14 protein-coding genes and 1 tRNA gene are annotated in these 16,051 nt (G+C 70.3%); 7 read left to right on the top strand and 8 right to left on the bottom strand.

Annotated elements, in window-relative coordinates; translation table 11 throughout:
- Positions 1-347: 347 nt before the first annotated feature.
- Positions 348-2,318, top strand: a complete 1,971-nt coding sequence (acs, locus tag QNO14_RS10930; RefSeq protein ID WP_257495454.1) for an acetate--CoA ligase — start codon at positions 348-350, stop codon at positions 2,316-2,318.
- Positions 2,319-2,567: 249 nt separating this feature from the next.
- On the opposite strand, the gene QNO14_RS10935 is transcribed toward acs, so the two are convergent.
- Both QNO14_RS10935 and sp36 read right to left on the bottom strand, forming a co-directional pair.
- Positions 2,568-3,035: a RidA family protein gene (locus QNO14_RS10935; RefSeq protein WP_257505324.1), complete on the bottom strand. Its 468-nt coding sequence runs from the start codon at positions 3,033-3,035 to the stop codon at positions 2,568-2,570.
- A 2-nt stretch (positions 3,036-3,037) separates the two neighbouring features.
- Positions 3,038-3,253, bottom strand: a complete 216-nt coding sequence (gene sp36 / locus QNO14_RS10940; RefSeq protein ID WP_257495452.1) for a Sp36 family protein — start codon at positions 3,251-3,253, stop codon at positions 3,038-3,040.
- Between the two features lie 107 nt (positions 3,254-3,360).
- On the opposite strand from sp36, the gene QNO14_RS10945 reads away from it, so the two are divergent.
- The 4 genes from QNO14_RS10945 (at position 3,361) to QNO14_RS10960 (ending at position 7,806) form a co-directional block, all read left to right on the top strand.
- A complete protein-coding gene (locus QNO14_RS10945; RefSeq protein ID WP_257495451.1) occupies positions 3,361-5,919 on the top strand; it encodes a transglycosylase domain-containing protein in 2,559 nt (852 codons plus the stop codon).
- Positions 5,912-6,844 (top strand): metallophosphoesterase, encoded by a 933-nt coding sequence (locus QNO14_RS10950; RefSeq protein WP_257505326.1) that lies wholly within the window; start codon positions 5,912-5,914, stop codon positions 6,842-6,844. The genes QNO14_RS10945 and QNO14_RS10950 overlap by 8 nt, the downstream gene beginning before the upstream one ends.
- A gap of 48 nt (positions 6,845-6,892) precedes the next feature.
- Positions 6,893-6,969: transfer RNA gene (locus tag QNO14_RS10955), tRNA-Pro, on the top strand.
- A 69-nt stretch (positions 6,970-7,038) separates the two neighbouring features.
- On the top strand, positions 7,039-7,806 hold the full coding sequence (locus QNO14_RS10960) for an HAD-IIB family hydrolase (RefSeq protein ID WP_257495449.1): 768 nt from the start codon (positions 7,039-7,041) through the stop codon (positions 7,804-7,806).
- Positions 7,807-7,931: 125 nt separating this feature from the next.
- Here QNO14_RS10960 and QNO14_RS10965 read toward each other — a convergent pair whose 3' ends face one another.
- The 3 genes from QNO14_RS10965 to QNO14_RS10975 form a co-directional block, all read right to left on the bottom strand.
- Entirely contained in the window at positions 7,932-9,209 is a 1,278-nt protein-coding gene (locus QNO14_RS10965; RefSeq protein ID WP_257505327.1) for an alpha-hydroxy acid oxidase, read from the bottom strand.
- Between the two features lie 16 nt (positions 9,210-9,225).
- Positions 9,226-9,924 (bottom strand): FadR/GntR family transcriptional regulator, encoded by a 699-nt coding sequence (locus QNO14_RS10970; RefSeq protein WP_257505328.1) that lies wholly within the window; start codon positions 9,922-9,924, stop codon positions 9,226-9,228.
- A gap of 66 nt (positions 9,925-9,990) precedes the next feature.
- Entirely contained in the window at positions 9,991-10,632 is a 642-nt protein-coding gene (locus QNO14_RS10975) for a thymidine kinase (protein ID WP_257495446.1), read from the bottom strand.
- Positions 10,633-10,734: 102 nt separating this feature from the next.
- Here QNO14_RS10975 and QNO14_RS10980 point away from each other — a divergent pair, with 102 nt between their 5' ends.
- Both QNO14_RS10980 and QNO14_RS10985 read left to right on the top strand, forming a co-directional pair.
- Positions 10,735-11,163 (top strand): YciI family protein, encoded by a 429-nt coding sequence (locus QNO14_RS10980; RefSeq protein ID WP_257505461.1) that lies wholly within the window; start codon positions 10,735-10,737, stop codon positions 11,161-11,163.
- Positions 11,160-12,395, top strand: coding sequence for an RNA polymerase sigma factor (locus QNO14_RS10985; protein WP_257505329.1), 1,236 nt, complete (start codon positions 11,160-11,162; stop codon positions 12,393-12,395). The genes QNO14_RS10980 and QNO14_RS10985 overlap by 4 nt, the downstream gene beginning before the upstream one ends.
- A 323-nt stretch (positions 12,396-12,718) precedes the next feature.
- On the opposite strand, the gene QNO14_RS10990 is transcribed toward QNO14_RS10985, so the two are convergent.
- The 3 genes from QNO14_RS10990 to QNO14_RS11000 all read right to left on the bottom strand — a co-directional run bounded on the left by QNO14_RS10990 (position 12,719) and on the right by QNO14_RS11000 (position 15,818).
- The gene (locus QNO14_RS10990) at positions 12,719-13,147 is read right to left on the bottom strand and encodes a pyrimidine dimer DNA glycosylase/endonuclease V (RefSeq protein WP_257505330.1); all 429 of its coding nucleotides are present in this window, start codon (positions 13,145-13,147) and stop codon (positions 12,719-12,721) included.
- 11 nt (positions 13,148-13,158) lie between these two features.
- Entirely contained in the window at positions 13,159-14,631 is a 1,473-nt protein-coding gene (locus QNO14_RS10995) for a malate:quinone oxidoreductase (protein ID WP_257495442.1), read from the bottom strand.
- 116 nt (positions 14,632-14,747) lie between these two features.
- Positions 14,748-15,818 (bottom strand): aspartate-semialdehyde dehydrogenase, encoded by a 1,071-nt coding sequence (locus QNO14_RS11000; RefSeq protein ID WP_257505331.1) that lies wholly within the window; start codon positions 15,816-15,818, stop codon positions 14,748-14,750.
- Positions 15,819-16,051 lie beyond the last annotated feature (233 nt).

A 16,051-nucleotide genomic window follows, 5' to 3' on the forward strand; every position in this document is an offset into this window, starting at 1 on the left:
CGGGGCCTCGACCCTGATCCGTGGACGACACGCCCATCGCGGCGATCTGGGGAGAGCGGGCGGAGTGAGAGATGGCGGCATCCCATGGGGGGGATGGGATGCCGCCGGACAACGAACACGTCCTGGGGGGAGGACGGGCGTTGCATTCGCCAGAATTGAATTCGGCTGAAGTCGAGCTTACGCACCGGCGGTCGAGGGGGCAAAACCACGCCCGCGCGCCGTCGGATTCGACCCGTGAGAGCCCGCATCCCACCCACTATCGGCGGTAGTGACCGCCTCGCGCGGCTCAATAGAGTGGCCCGCGATGACGGTCAGTCCGTCACGCCGACCCGCAAAGGAGCGTGCCGATGAGCAGCCAGATCGACCACCTGCTGAACGAGACCCGCCGGTTCCCGCCGAGCGCCGATTTCGCGGCCGCCGCCGTGGCCACCGGCGAGCTGTACGAACGCGCCGCCGCCGACCGCGAGGGCTTCTGGGCCGAACAGGCCCGAGAGCTGCTGCACTGGCACACGCCCTTCACCCAGGTGCTGGACTGGTCCAACCCCCCGTTCGCCACCTGGTTCGCCGACGGCGAGTTGAACGTCGCATACAACTGCCTCGACCGTCACGTCGAGGCGGGCAACGGTGACCGCGTCGCGCTGCTGTGGGAGGGCGAGCCCGGCGACGAGCGCCGCGTCACCTACGCCGAGCTGACCGACGAGGTCAAGCGGCTCGCGAACGTGCTGGGCGACCTCGGCATCGTCGCCGGCGACCGGGTCGCGATCTACATGCCGATGATCCCCGAGGCGATCGCCGCCATGCTGGCCGTCGCCCGCGTCGGCGCGGTGCACTCGGTCGTCTTCGGCGGCTTCTCGGCCGACAGCCTGCGCGCGCGCATCGACGATGCCGGCGCGAAGCTCGTGATCACGGCCGACGGCGGCTACCGCAAGGGAAAGGTCTCTCCCCTCAAGCCCGCCGTCGACATGGCGCTGGCCGACCGCAACGGCTCGGGACGGCAGGAGACGGTGGAGCACGTGCTGGTCGTGCGCCGCGGCGGCAACGACGTGGAGTGGACCGAGGGCCGCGACCTGTGGTGGCACGACGTGGTGGCAGACGCCTCCGCCGAGCACGAGGCGCAGCCGTTTCCCGCAGAGAACCCGCTGTTCATCCTCTACACCTCCGGCACCACCGGAAAGCCCAAGGGCATTCTGCACACGTCCGGCGGGTATCTGACCCAGACGACCTTCACCAACCGGGTCGTGCACGACATCCACCCCGAGACCGACGTCTTCTGGTGCACCGCCGACATCGGCTGGGTCACCGGCCACAGCTACGTCACCTACGGTCCGCTCTCCAACGGCGCCACCCAGGTGCTCTACGAGGGAACGCCCGACACCCCGCACCCCGGCCGCTGGTGGGAACTCGTGGAGAAGTACAAGGTGACGACCCTCTACACCGCGCCCACGGCGATCCGCTCGTTCATGAAGATCGGCCGCGAAGTGCCGCAGCGCTTCGACCTGTCGTCGCTGCGGCTGCTGGGATCGGTGGGCGAACCCATCAACCCCGAGGCATGGATGTGGTACCGCAAGATCATCGGCGGCAAGACCGCTCCGATCGTCGACACCTGGTGGCAGACCGAGACCGGCGCGATCATGATCTCCGCCCTCCCCGGCGTGACCGAGACCAAGCCCGGCTCGGCGCAGGTGGCGCTCCCCGGCATCTCGATCGACGTCGTCGACGAGGACGGCAGCCACGTCGGCAACGGCAACGGCGGCCTGCTCGTGGTGACCGAGCCCTGGCCGAGCATGCTGCGCGGCATCTGGGGCGACCCCGACCGCTTCGTGGAGACCTACTGGGACAAGTTCAAGAAACAGGGCTACTACTTCGCCGGCGACGGGGCGCGACTGGACGACGACGGCGACGTGTGGCTCATGGGACGCGTCGACGACGTCATGAACGTCTCGGGCCACCGCCTGTCGACGACCGAGATCGAGTCGGCGCTGGTGGCCAACGAAGCGGTGGCCGAGTCGGCGGTCGTGGGGGCATCCGACGAGACGACCGGCCAGGCGGTGGTGGCCTTCGTCATCATCAAGCAGAGCTACCTGTCGGCCCACGCCCCCGAGGGACTCGCCGACAGCCTGCGAGCCTGGGTCGGCGAGCAGATCGGCCCCATCGCCCGCCCTCGCGACGTCTACATCGTGGGCGAGCTGCCGAAGACCCGCTCGGGCAAGATCATGCGTCGCCTGCTGCGTGACGTCGCCGAAGGGCGCGAGGTCGGCGACACCACGACCCTTGCCGACACCATGGTCATGAGCGTCATCTCCGCCCAGGTGAAGTGAGCCGGGTGGCGGCGATCAGTCGACCGGAGCGCTGATCGCGCCACACCCGGTGCAGGAGAACTCCCCGGCACAGGACGATTCACGGCAGATCGTCCTGTCCCGGGGATTCTTCCTGTTTCGGGGGACGGCAGGGCCGCGCGAGGCATCCCGCCAGCCCGGCAGCGTGCCTCAGCCCGGCAGCGCGCCTCAGCCCGGCAACGTGCCTCCGCCCGGCAGGGATGCCGCGCCCCGACACCGCGATGCCCTCGCTCAGGCCAGGGTGAAGACGACCTCGACCTCGACGGGGCTGTCCAGCGGCAGCACCGGCACGCCGACGGCCGAGCGGGCGTGACGCCCGGCCTCACCGAAGATCTCGCCGAGCACCTCGCTGGCGCCGTTGATGACGCCGGGCTGTCCCGTGAACTCCGGGACGGATGCCACGAAGCCGGTGACCTTGAGCACTCCGGCGATGCGGTCGACGCCGCCCGCGGCCGCAGCCGCGGCGGCGAGGGCGTTGAGCGCGCACTGCCGTGCGTACGAGGCGGCGTCGGCGGCGGGGACCAGCCCGTGTCCGTCACCGACCTTGCCGGTGGCGGGCAGGGAGCCGGCGACCATCGGCAGCTGCCCGGAGGTGTAGACGAGATCGCCGTGCACCTTCGCCGGGATGTACGCGGCGACAGGGGGGACGACGGCGGGAAGGTCGATTCCCAGCTCGGTCAGGCGGTCGGAGACGGTCATGGTCACTCCTGTTCGAACTGCCGGGCGGCCTGCGCGGCGGCACCCAGTCCTGCGTTGTCGGATCCACCGCCGGACGGCCGCTTGAAGTACGCGACGAGACCGCCTTCGGGGCCGGTCACCACCTGCACCAGCTCCCACCCCTGCTTGCCCCAGTTGTTGAGGATGGCCGCGGTGTTGTGGATCAGCAAGGGGGTGGTGAGGTATTCCCACGTGGTCATGACGGCTCCCAGTCTCGGATCCCGGGGGGGCTTGCGCCCCTCGCCCGTTGCGCGGCGCACGACGTCCTGTCAAGCCTTCCCCCAGGGTTTTGGCTTACGATCACCCTATGCCCCACAAGAAACGGACGACCAGTGGCGTGCTCGGAGGACTCCTGGGCCTGGTCGGGCTCAGCACCGTCGCCGGCATCCTCGTCACTGCGACGGTCACTCCCGCGATCGCCGTTTCGGGATATGCCGCGAGCAACGCGATCTCGATGTTCGACAACATGCCGAGCTACCTCGAGATCGACGACCTCATGGAGTCCACCGAGATCTACGCCAGGACGAGCGACGGCACGCCTCAGCTTCTCGCCCGGTTCTACGACCAGAACCGTGTGCCGCTGGAGTTCGACCAGATCAGCCCGCTCGTCTACGACGCCGTGCTCTCCAGCGAGGACAAGAACTTCTACAAGCACGGCGGCGTCGACCTCGCCGGCACGATGAGCGCCGTGCTGGCGAACGTGCGCGGCACCTCCAGCCGCGGCGGTTCCTCGATCAGCCAGCAGTACGTCAAGAACATCCTCGTGCAGCGCTGCGAAGAGGATGCCACGACCGAAGAAGAGAAGCAGGCCTGCTACTGGGAGGCCACCAACTCCGACATCAGCGAGGGCGGCCTGCAGCGCAAGCTGCAGGAGATGCGCTTCGCGATTCAGCTCGAGAAGACGTACACGAAGGACGAGATCCTTCTCGGCTACCTCAACATCGTCAACTTCGGCGGTCAGAATTACGGCATCGGGGCCGCTGCGAAGTACTACTTCGGGGTGGATGCCGCGAACCTCTCGCTGAGCCAGGCCGCGACCCTCGCCGGCATGGTGCAGGAGCCCAACGGCTACCGCATCGACCGCCCCGACAGCGAGTCCAACGGCGCCGCCAACGGCTACGCCGCGACCCGCGATCGCCGGGACTACGTGCTCACGCGCATGAAGGCCGACGGCAAGATCACCGAGGCGGAGTTCGAAGCCGCCAAGGCCGAGCCGATCACCCCGCAGATCACCCCGACCGACCAGGGCTGCCAGATGGCCGGCGGCGCGGCGTACTTCTGCGACTACGTGCGCACGATCGTCGAGAACGACCCGATCTTCGGCGAGAGCGACGACGAGCGCAAGGCGGCCCTGCGCCGCGGCGGGTACCGCATCTACACGACGCTGGACCTCGACCTGCAGTACTCCGCGGAGCAGGCGCTGTCGATCGTCCCCGCACACATGGAAGGCATCGAGCTCGGCTCGACCGCCGTGCAGATCCAGGTCGGCACCGGCCGCGTGCTCTCGATGGCGCAGAACACCCGGTACTCGCAGTCCGCCGCGGAACTCGAATCGGACCCCTCGTTCTCGTCGATCAACTTCAACACCCGCAGGGACAACGGCGGGTCGAACGGCTTCAACGTCGGGTCTACGTACAAGGTGTTCACGCTCCTCGACTGGCTCGAGAAGGGCCACTCGATCAACGAGGTGCTCAACGGCACGGAGCGCACCTTCAAGATCGACCGCGGCTGCGAGGGGGGCGTGAAGACGTTCTCCGGATCTGAGATCGGCAACTTCGAGGGCTCCCGGGGCTACACCAGCACGCCCTACCAGTTCACCGCGGACTCCCTGAACACCGGGTTCTTCGCCATGGCCGAGAAGCTCAACGTGTGCGACGTCAACAAGGTCGCGGACCGCCTCGGCGTGACCCTCGCCGACGGGCACTCGACGTACGAGCCGGATGCCGCGTATCCGTACCTCAACGAGCCGTACTCCATCCTCGGCTCGATGAACATCGCCCCGATCGACATGGCGAACGTCTACGCCACGATCGCCTCGGGCGGCACCTACTGCGAGCCGCGGGCCATCGACGAGATCACCGATTCGGCCGGAAACCAGCTGCCCCTGCCCGAGACCACCTGCACGCGCGTGCTCGACGAATCGGTGGCGAACACCGCCGCCCACGTCCTGCAGAACGTGCTGGCGTCGGGCTCCGCGACGCCGTCGCGCACCTTCGACGGCGTGCCGCTCATCGGCAAGACCGGCATCCACCAGCAGTACCAGACGTGGATGATCGGCAGCTCGACCAAGGTCGCCAGCGCCACCTGGGTGGGCAACGTCATCGGCGAGTCGGAGCTGAACCGGCTCTGGGCCAACGGCTACCCGCTCTGGCGCATGCGACACGCGATCTGGCCTGACCTGCAGCGCGGCGCCAACGCCAAGTACGGTGGCGACCAGTTCCCCGGCCCCGACTCGAACCTCACCCGTCGCGTGTACGCCAACCTCCCCAACGTGGTCGGCATGACGGTCGAGCAGGCCACGGCTGCGATCGAGGACGCCGGCTTCGCCGTGCGTGTCAACGACCCCGTGGACGCCGCCGAAGCCGCCGGCACGATCGTCAGTCAGGACCCGGGCGCCGGCCGCGTTCCGGCCGGGACCACCGTGGCCCTGACGCCGAGCAACGGCGAGGGCGTGAAGGTGCCCACCGTCACCGGCATGACCGTGGACAAGGCCCGAGACGCGCTGCGCAGCGCCGGATTCACCGAGATCACCCTGTGTCCGGCCGGTGAAGACGACGAGGACGACCCGCCCACGGTGACGGGCACCGATCCCGCCGCAGGCACCGTCGCCGGGCGCAGCACGCCGATCACGCTCAGCTGTGGCTGACCGGCACCGATCGCCCCGCCCCGCCCTCACCGCCCTCGCGGCGGTGGGGGCGCTGGGTGCGGCCTCGGCCATCTGGGGAGTCGGCATCGAGCGGCACCTCTACACCGTCCGCCGTCACGATGTGGCAGTGCTGCCCCCCGGGGCGCGGCCGATTCGGGTCCTGCACATCTCCGACGCGCACATGGCCCCGTGGCAGCGTCGCAAGCAGCGCTGGATCGGGTCGCTCGCGGCCCTCGAGCCCGACCTCGTCGTCAACACCGGCGACAACCTCGGGCACGCCGAGGGGCTGCGCGGCATCCGCGAAGCCCTCGCGCCTTTCGCGGGCGTCCCTGGCGTCTTCGTGCACGGTTCCAACGACCGCTTCGAGCCCTCCCCCCGCAACCCGGTGCGTTACTTCAGTGGGCCATCCGCGCGAAAGCCGAAGGCGACGCGCCTGGACACCGACGCTCTGGACCGCTTCCTCGGCGAGGAGCTCGGCTGGGCCGACCTGAACAACGCCGCCGCTGAGCTGCAGGTCGGCGCGCTGCGCGTTCGGGCCTACGGCGTGAGCGACGCGCATCGCGACTGGGACGACCTCGACGCGGTGGATGCCGCGCTCGTCGGCATGCCCAGGGCCGACCTCGACCTCGGCGTCACCCACGCGCCGTATCGCCGCATCCTCGACGACTTCGCCGCCCGCGGAGCCGACCTGCTGCTGGCCGGCCACACGCACGGCGGTCAGGTGCGCATCCCGGGATCGCGGGCGGCCCTCGTGGCCAACTGCGACATCCCCCTCTCCCAGGCGCGGGGCCTGAGCTCCTGGACCAGCGGCGCGCGGCGCGTGCCGCTGAACGTGAGCGCCGGCATCGGCCACTCCATCTACGCTCCGGTGCGTTTCGGATGCCGTCCGGAAGCGACGCTCCTGACTCTGGTGCCGCGCGAGTGACTCGGTTCGGAGCATGCCCGCACATCGGGTAAGCTAGGGGGGTTGCTCCGGGGTGTGGCGCAGCTTGGTAGCGCGCGTCGTTCGGGACGACGAGGCCGCAGGTTCAAATCCTGTCACCCCGACCACAGAAGGGCTCCACCACGAGGTGGAGCCCTTCGTGTAGGTCGACCGCGAGAGAGCCAGGAGCCCGCCCCATGCCCATCCCCCGCCTGATCGCCTTCGACCTCGACGACACCCTGGCGCCTTCGAAGAGCGCGATCGCGCCGCGCATGGGCGAGCTGCTGGTCACCCTGGCCGAGCGGGTCGAGGTGGCGATCATCTCCGGCGGGCAGCTGCAGCAGTTCCAGGTGCAGGTCGTGCAGAACCTTCCCGCGGCATCCCCCGCGGTCCTCGCGGCCCTGCACCTCATGCCGACCTGCGGCACCCAGTACTACCGCCTGTCGGACGCCGGGATCGAGACCGTCTACGCCCACCGGCTCACCGACGACGAGAAGGCCCGCGCGCTGGCCGCCGTCGAGGAAGAGGCCCGCCGCCTCGGACTGTGGGAGAGCGAGACCTGGGGCGACATCCTCGAGGACCGCGGCTCGCAGATCACCTTCTCGGCGCTCGGACAGACCGCTCCCCTGCACGCCAAGGTCGCGTGGGACCCCACCGGTGCGAAGAAGAACGCCCTGCGTGAGGCGGTCGCTGCGCGCATCCCCGACCTCGAGGTGCGCTCGGGCGGATCGACCTCGGTCGACATCACCCACCGCGGGATCGACAAGGCGTACGGCATGCGTCAGCTGTCGGACCAGACCGGCATCGCCCTGGACGACATGCTCTTCGTGGGCGACCGCCTCGACCCCGACGGCAACGACTACCCCGTGCTCGCGATGGGCGTCACCTGCCACGCCGTCGAGGGCTGGGAGGACACCGCGACGTTCCTGGAGTCCCTCATCCCGACGCTCCCCGTCCGGGTGTAGGCGCGCGCGCTCGAGGCGCGCGGCGGCCCGAACTCCTCGACAATCGCGCCGGGCGGGGCCGAAACCGCAAGAACGGCCCCCGCGGGGGCCGTTCTTGAGGAGTTACGTCAGGGCGGGGACGGAGCTCAGCCCCCCGCGGGGACCTGCTGCGGCCGAACCGACCCGGACGCCTGCCCGACCGGCGTGAGGCGCTGCAGCTGGGTGACGTGCCGCGGCTCGAGCTCCTCGATGCTCGACACCCCGAGCAGGGCCATCGTGCGCTCGATCTCGGTGCGGAGGATCTCGATCGTGCGGTCGACGCCCGCCCGCCCGCCGGCCATGAGGCCGTAGAGGTACGCGCGTCCGATGAGGGTGAACTTGGCGCCCAGCGCCATCGAGGCCACGATGTCGGCGCCGTTCATGATGCCGGTGTCGATCATGACCGTGGCATCCTTGCCGACCTCCCGCACGACCTGCGGAAGCAGGTGGAACGGGATCGGGGCACGGTCGAGCTGACGGCCGCCGTGGTTGGACAGGATGATGCCGTCGACGCCCAGGTCGATCAGCCGCTTGCTGTCGGCGACGTTCTGCACGCCCTTGATGACGATCTTGCCGGGCCAGATGCTGCGGATGTACTCGAGGTCGTCGTAGCTGATCGTCGGGTCCATCGCCGCGTTCAGCAGCTCGCCCACGGTTCCACCGGTGGTCGACAGCGAGGCGAACTCGAGCTTCGGGGTGGTGAGGAAGTCGATCCACCACCACGGCCGCGGGATCGCGTTGAGGATCGTGCCGACGGTCAGCTGCGGCGGGATGGAGAACCCGTTGCGCTTGTCGCGCAGGCGGGCGCCGGCGATGGGGGTGTCCACGGTGAACATGAGGGTGTCGAACCCGGCCGCGGCGGCGCGGGCCACCAGCCCGTACGAGATGTCGCGGTCGCGCATGACGTACAGCTGGAACCAGTTGCGCCCGTGGGGGTTCGCCGCCTTGACGTCCTCGATCGAGGTGGTCCCGAGGGTCGACAGGGTGAACGGGATGCCGGCGGCGGCGGCCGCGCCGGCACCGGCGGACTCGCCCTCGGTCTGCATGAGGCGGGTGAAGCCGGTGGGCGCGATGCCGAAGGGCAGCGCCGAGCGCCCTCCGAGGATCTCCACCGACGTGTCGACGTGCTCGGCGGGGCGGAGCACGTCGGGGTGGAACTCGATGTCCTCGAACGCCTGGCGAGCGCGGGCGAGCGACAGCTCGCCCTCGGCAGCGCCGTCGGTGTAGTCGAACGCCGCCTTCGGCGTACGACGCTTGGCGATCTTCTGCAGATCGCCGATCGTCAGTGCGCCGTCGAGGCGACGCTTGGTGCCGTTGAGTTCGGGTTTTTTGAACTGCATCAGCTCGAGCAGTTCGGCGGGCTTGGGGAGCTGGCGCTTGACCATGCGATACCTCTCGGGGTCAGGGGGCGTAGTAGCCGGAGATGTGCTGGGGAATGAGGGCGCGAGCGCGCTCGGCGTCGCCGGCGTCGATCGCGGCGAGGATCTCGTGGTGCTGGTGGCGCAGGCGCTCGGAGGCGGCATCCCAGTCGGCGACACGGCCGGCGACCTCGGCGGTGTACCCCTCGATCGCCGAGCGCAGGCCCGCCATGGTCGCCGCGACGACGGTGTTGCCCGATGCCGCGGCCAGCGCGTAGTGGAACTGCGCGTCGAGGGCCAGGAACTCCTCCGGCGGCAGCGGCGCGGCATCCATCGCCTCGACCGTCTTGCGCGCGGCGGAGAGGTCGGGCTCGGAGGCGCCGGCGAGGGTCCCCACCACCCACTCCTCCACGAACAGACGCGTCGCGACGACGTCGTCGATCGGGAAGCCCTGCGCGGCGACCTGCAGACGCAGGAACGCGGACATGCCTCCGGTGGGCGCGGAGATGACGATGGCGCCCGCAGACGGCCCGGAGCCTGTTCCGGTGCGGATGAGCCCCATCACCTCGAGCACGCGCAGCGCCTCGCGGACGCTGGAGCGGCCGACTCCCAGCTGCGTGACGAGGTCGCGCTCCGAGGGCAGGCGGTCCCCGGGGCCGAGGCGTCCTTCGAGCAGGTCCGTCTCGATCTTGTCCAGCACCACCTTCCAGGCGCGTGCGGGTGGAGTGGTGCTGTCCGTCATCGGCGCGGTCCCCTTCGTCGTGGCCTGACCACAATACGCTCCGTGGTCTGACCAGGCAACCCGGGGTCAGCCGTCGAGGCGACCGCCCGATTCGCGCAGATAGCACTCGGCGCACATCGACTCGTAGGTGACCCGCTCCGCCGTGAGCTCGTCGATGGCCACCTGGTCGCCGTCGAACACGAAGCGTCCGCCGACAAGACGCGCATTGAACAGCGCCTTTCGGCCGCAGCGACAGATGGTCTTGAGCTCCTCGAGCGAGTGCGCGAGTTCCATGAGCCGCGCGGAGCCCGGGAAGGCGTGGGTGCGGAAGTCGGTGCGGATGCCGTAGGCGAGCACCGGTACCCCCTCGAGCACCACGATGCGCAGCAGGTCGTCGACCTGCTCGCGGGTGAGGAACTGCGCCTCGTCGATGAGCAAGCACGCCACGTCGCCGGGGAGCCCGGACGGGACGCCGTGCGCGGATTCCTCGTGCACGCGTGCGCGATGGGCGCGGAACAGCGTCAGCAGGTCGGCATCCGGGGCGATCAGGAAGTCGACGGGACGGGTCATCCCCAGGCGGCTGGCGATCTCGCCGGCGCCCTTGGTGTCGATCTCGGGCTTGGCCAGCAGCACCCGCTGTCCGCGCTCCTCATAGTTGTAGGCCGCCTGCAGCAGTGCCGTGGACTTGCCGGAGTTCATCGCTCCGTAGCGGAAGTACAGTTTGGCCACCCCTGGATTCTACGGGGATGTCGATTCCGCCCCGGCCCGCTCGACGCGATAGTAGAGGGCGCGGGGCGCCCACCGACGAAGGGGAATGACGTGGCCAAATACATGCTGATCATGCGCAACAGCGGATCTGTCGAGGACTTCCAGGACATGGACTTCGAGCAGGTCATCAACGCGATGGGCGCCTACAACGAGTCGATGATGAAGGCGGGGGTGCTGCTCGGCGGTGACGGCCTGACGGATGCCGCGCAGGGCGCCGTCGTGGAGTTCACCGCCGACGCGCCGATCGTCTCCGACGGCCCCTATGGGGAGACGCACGAGCTGTTCAACGGGTTCTGGACGATCCAGGCCGCCACGCAGGAGGAAGCGGTGGAGTGGGCCAAGCGCGCGCCGCTGGGCCCCGGCAACAAGATCGAGGTACGTCGCATCACCGATGACTCCGACTTCGCGGACTACCAGGACAACGAGTACGTGAAGAAGGAGAAGGGCTGGCGCGACGAGCTGGATGCCAGGAGCGGCGCCGACGCGTCATGAGCGGTGTCGACCACATCCGCCGCACCATCGATGCCGTCTGGCGCATCGAGAGCGCGCGCATCGTGGCGACGCTCGCGAAGGCCACCGGCGACGTGGGACTGGCGGAGGACGTCACCCAGGAGGCTCTGCTCGAGGCGCTGCAGCGATGGCCCGATTCCGGTGTCCCCCGCAACCCCGGGGCGTGGCTCACCGCTGTCGCCAAGCGGCGCGCGATCGATGCGTGGCGCCGCCGCGGGGCGCTGGACGAGCGGTACCGCGCCCTCGCACACGGTCTCGCCGAAGCGGAGCCCGGCGCCGCGGAGCCGATCGACGACGACATGCTGCGCCTGGTCTTCATCGCGTGCCACCCCGTGCTGTCCCGGGAATCGCAGGTGGCGCTGACCCTGCGGGTGGTGGGCGGGCTGTCGACGCAGGAGATCGCGCGCATGCTGCTGGTGCCGGTGCCGACGGTGCAGGCACGCATCACGCGCGCCAAGAAGACGCTGGCCGCTGCCCGCGTGCCCTTCGAGACCCCGGAGCCCACCGAGTGGCGGCAGCGGCTGGGCGGTGTGCTCGGCACGCTGTACCTCGTCTTCACCGAGGGGTATGCCGCCACGAGCGGCGACCGCTGGATCCGGGAGGAGCTGGCCGGCGAGGCGCTGCGGCTTGCCCGCGTGCTGGCGGGCCTGGTGCCCCGCGAGCCCGAAGCGCACGCGCTGGTGGCGCTCATGGAGCTGCAGTCGTCGCGGTTCGCCGCGCGTACGGGGCCCGACGGGGCACCGGTGCTGCTGGCCGACCAGGATCGCACCCGGTGGGACCGGGCGCAGATCGCCCGCGGCGCGGCGGCGCTGGCGCGGGCGGATGCCGCCGGCCACGGCCGCGGCCCCTACGCGCTGCAGGCGGCGATTGCGCTCTGCCATGCCACGGCCCCGAGCGTCGCCGCCACCGACTGGGACCGCATCGTCGTGCTGTACGAAGCGCTCGGGCGTCTCTCCCCCAGCCCCGTGGTCGAACTCAACCGCGCCGTCGCGGTCTCGATGGCCACCGGCCCGGCGACGGCGCTGCGGATCGTCGACCGGCTGCAGTCGGAGGGCGCGCTGCCGGGCTCGCACCTGCTGCCGAGCGTGCGGGGCGAGTTGCTCGGCCGGCTGGGCCGCCGGGACGAGGCGCGGGCGGAGTTGCGCACCGCTGCCGCCCTCGCCACGAACGAGCGCGAGGCGGCGGTGTTGCGGGCGAAGGCCGCCGCGCTCTGATCCGGGCGTCCGCGCCGGTTCCCGACCCGCGCCACCCCCGATCGGGGCGCGAAAACGTCCCCAGACCCCGCCACCCCCGTTCGGGGCGCGAAAACGTCCCCGAACCCGCACCACCACCGTTCGGGGCGCGAAAACGTCCCCAAACCCCGCGCCACCCCGATCGGGGCGCGAAAACGTCCCCGAACCCCGCGCCACCCCCGTTCGGGGCGCGAAAACGTCCCCAAACCCCGCGCCACCCCCGATCGGGGCGCGAAAACGTCCCCGAAACCGGCGCCACGACCGTTCGGGGCGCGAAAACGTCCCCGAAACCCGCGCGGCCCGGGTTACGGGCGTTCCCAGCCGGCGATGGGACCCGGCACCACGACGAACGAGGGCGCGGCCGGGGCCGTGTCGACGGGCAGCCCGTCGAGCCACGCCGGCGCCCGCTCGGCGACCTTGCGCCGCAGGTGCGTCAGCTCGAACGCCAGCTGCCCGTCGGTCACCGGGATCTCGGGGTGCGCGGCATCCGGTCGGGTGATGCGCGACGCGTCGAAGCGGTAGCCGCGCGCGGTCGCCTCGGACTGCACGCTCCCCAGGAAGTGCCCGATGGCGCCCACAGGGTCAGCACACGCACGGAAGCGCTCGAGCTGCGGATGCCGGGTGTAGCCCCGGGTGCCGCCGCCGAGCACCGCCTGCGCCAGCAGAGCCTCGCGCCAGCACGACACGAGCGCCGCACGGTCGAGCACCGCGGGGTGCAACGACCACAGGCGCACGCCGCCCCGCCTTACGCGTGGATGCCGAGAACCTCGGCCGTCGCCTCGATCGAGGCGCGCGCGGCATCCGGCCGGGGGTTGAGGGTCTCGCCGTAGCTGGGGATGAGCTCGCGCAGACGCGGCTCCCACTCGGCGAGGCGGTCCGGGAAGCACGACTTGAGCAGACCCAGCATGATCGACGCGGCGGTCGACGCGCCCGGAGAGGCGCCGAGGAGTCCCGCGATCGTGCCGTCCTGGGCCGCGATGACCTCGGTGCCGAACTGCAGCACGCCGCCCTTCTCCGGGTCCTTCTTCATGACCTGGGCGCGCTGGCCGGCCTGGATGAGCTCCCAGTCCTCGTCCTTGGCCGTCGGGACGAACTCCCGCAGGCTGTCGACCTTCTTCGCGTGGTTCTTCGCGAGCTCGCCCACGAGGTACGTGATCAGCGAGGGGTTGTCGATGGCCACCTTGAGCATGGGCAGCAGGTTCCCCGGCCGCACCTGGGTGACGATATCGAGCAGCGAGCCGTTCTTGAGGAACTTGGGGCTGAAGGTCGCGAACGGACCGAACAGCAGCGACGCCTCGCCGTCGACGACGCGGGTGTCCAGGTGCGGCACCGACATGGGCGGAGCGCCGACGGATGCCTGCGAGTACACCTTCGCCTTGTGCTGCGCGACGACCTCGGGGTTGGTGGTCTTGAGGAACTGCCCGCCGATCGGGAAGACGCCGTACCCCTTGATCTCGGGGATGCCGGAGCGCTGCAGCAGCTTCAGCGCCCAGCCGCCGGCGCCGACGAAGACGAAGCGGGCGTTGACGCTCCCGGGCGTGGAGCCGACGGTGTTGCGGTACGACACCTTCCAGGTGCCGTCCTTCTGCTTCTTGAGCTTTCGCACCTCGCAGTTGGTGACGACGTCGACGCCCTGCGTCTGGAGGTGCGCGAACAGCTGGCGCGTGAGGGCGCCGAAGTCGATGTCGGTGCCTGCAGGCACCCGGGTGGCCGCGAACGGCTCGCCCTTGCGGCGGCGCTGCATGAGCAGGGGCGCCCACTGGTTGATGACGCGGGAGTCCTCGCTGTACTCGATGCCCTCGAACAGCGGCTGGGTCTTCAGCGCCTCGTAGCGCTTCTTGAGGTAGGCGACGTCCTTCTCGCCGCGCACGAAGGTCATGTGCGGGGTCGGGTTGATGAAGGTCGACGGCTCATCCAGTACCCCGCGCTCGACGAGCGTCGCCCACAGCTGCCGGCTCTGCTGGAACTGCTCGTTGATGCCGACCGCCTTGGTGGGGTCGACCGAGCCGTCCTTGCCCTCGGGCATGTAGTTCAGCTCGCAGAGGGCCGCGTGGCCGGTCCCGGCGTTGTTCCAGGCGTTGGAGCTCTCGAGGGCGACATCCCCCAGGCGCTCGCAGACGACGATCTTCCAGTCCGGCTGGAGTTCTTTCAGGAGGGTACCCAGGGTGGCGCTCATGATTCCGCCACCGATGAGCACGGCATCGTACGTCTCAGTCACGATGGTCCAGTCTAGTCAGCGCGTCGATGCCGCCCGACCGCGTGCGGCATCCGACTCGCGGCGGGGGTTCGGCCAGCCGTTCGCGCGACGGCGGGCGCCCGGGCGAGCGGGCGACGTCAGACGATGGCGCCCAGGCGACCGGCGACGAGCTCGGCGATCTGCACGGCGTTGAGCGCCGCGCCCTTGCGCAGGTTGTCGTTGCTGATGAACAGCACGAGGCCCTTGCCCTCGGGGGCGGACTGGTCGGCACGGATGCGTCCGACGAACGCCGGGTCCTTGCCCGCCGCCTGCAGCGGGGTCGGAACCTCGTCGAGTTCGACGCCCGGGGCGGATGCCAGCAGCTCGCGCGCCCGGTCGGGCGTGATGTCGCGGGCGAACTCGGCGTGGATCGACAGCGAGTGCCCGGTGAACACCGGCACGCGCACGCAGGTGCCCGCAACGCGCAGGTCGGGCAGCTCGAGGATCTTGCGGCTCTCGTTGCGGAGCTTCTTCTCCTCGTCGGTCTCGCCCTCGCCGTCGGCGACGATCGACCCCGCCAGCGGGATCACGTCGAACGCGATGGGTGCGATGTACTTCTCCGGCTGGGGGAAGTCCACGGCCGAGCCGTCGTGCACGAGGCGCAGCGTGTCGCCCTGCGCCAGCACGCCCTCGACCTGGCCGAGCAGCTCTTCGGCGCCGGCGATGCCGGAGCCCGAGACCGCCTGGTAGGTGCTGACGATGAGACGCTCGAGCCCGGCATCCTCATGCAGCACCTTCAGCACCGGCATGGCGGCCATCGTCGTGCAGTTGGGGTTGGCGATGATGCCCTTGACCGCGTCGGCGATCGCGTGCGGGTTCACTTCGCTGACCACGAGCGGCACCTCGGGGTCCATGCGCCACGCGCTGGAGTTGTCGATGACGACGGCGCCGGCCTCGGCGAACCGGGGGGCGTGCGCGCGGCTGCCGGTGGCGCCGGCGGAGAAGAGGGCGATGTCGATGCCGGCCGGGTCGGCGGTGGCGACGTCTTCGATGATCACGGTGTGGCCGCCGAAGTCGACGGCCGTGCCTGCCGAGCGGGCGGTGGCCAGCAGCCGCAGCTCGCGGATCGGGAACGACCGCTCGGCGAGGATCTCGCGCATGACGGTGCCGACCTGGCCGGTGGCGCCGACGACGGCGACGGAGAGTCCGGAATCGGAGATGCGAGTCATAGCGGGATCCTTGCGGCGGAGGGGAGGCTGCCCGAGCGGGCGGATGCCGCGATTCTACCGGCGCCCTCCCCCGGGCCGGGGCCGTATGACGACCGGCGATGCCGCGTCCGGGCCACCGGTTCGGGCGTCACGACAACAGGCGAACTCCCGGAAACAGGCCGAACCACGCCGAAACGTCCTGTCCCGGCGAGTTCTCCTGTCGCGGGGCCGGCGGTGGCCCGCGCGGCGGATGC

The organism is Microbacterium sp. zg-Y625 (genome assembly GCF_030246925.1).
Taxonomy (GTDB): domain Bacteria; phylum Actinomycetota; class Actinomycetes; order Actinomycetales; family Microbacteriaceae; genus Microbacterium; species Microbacterium jiangjiandongii.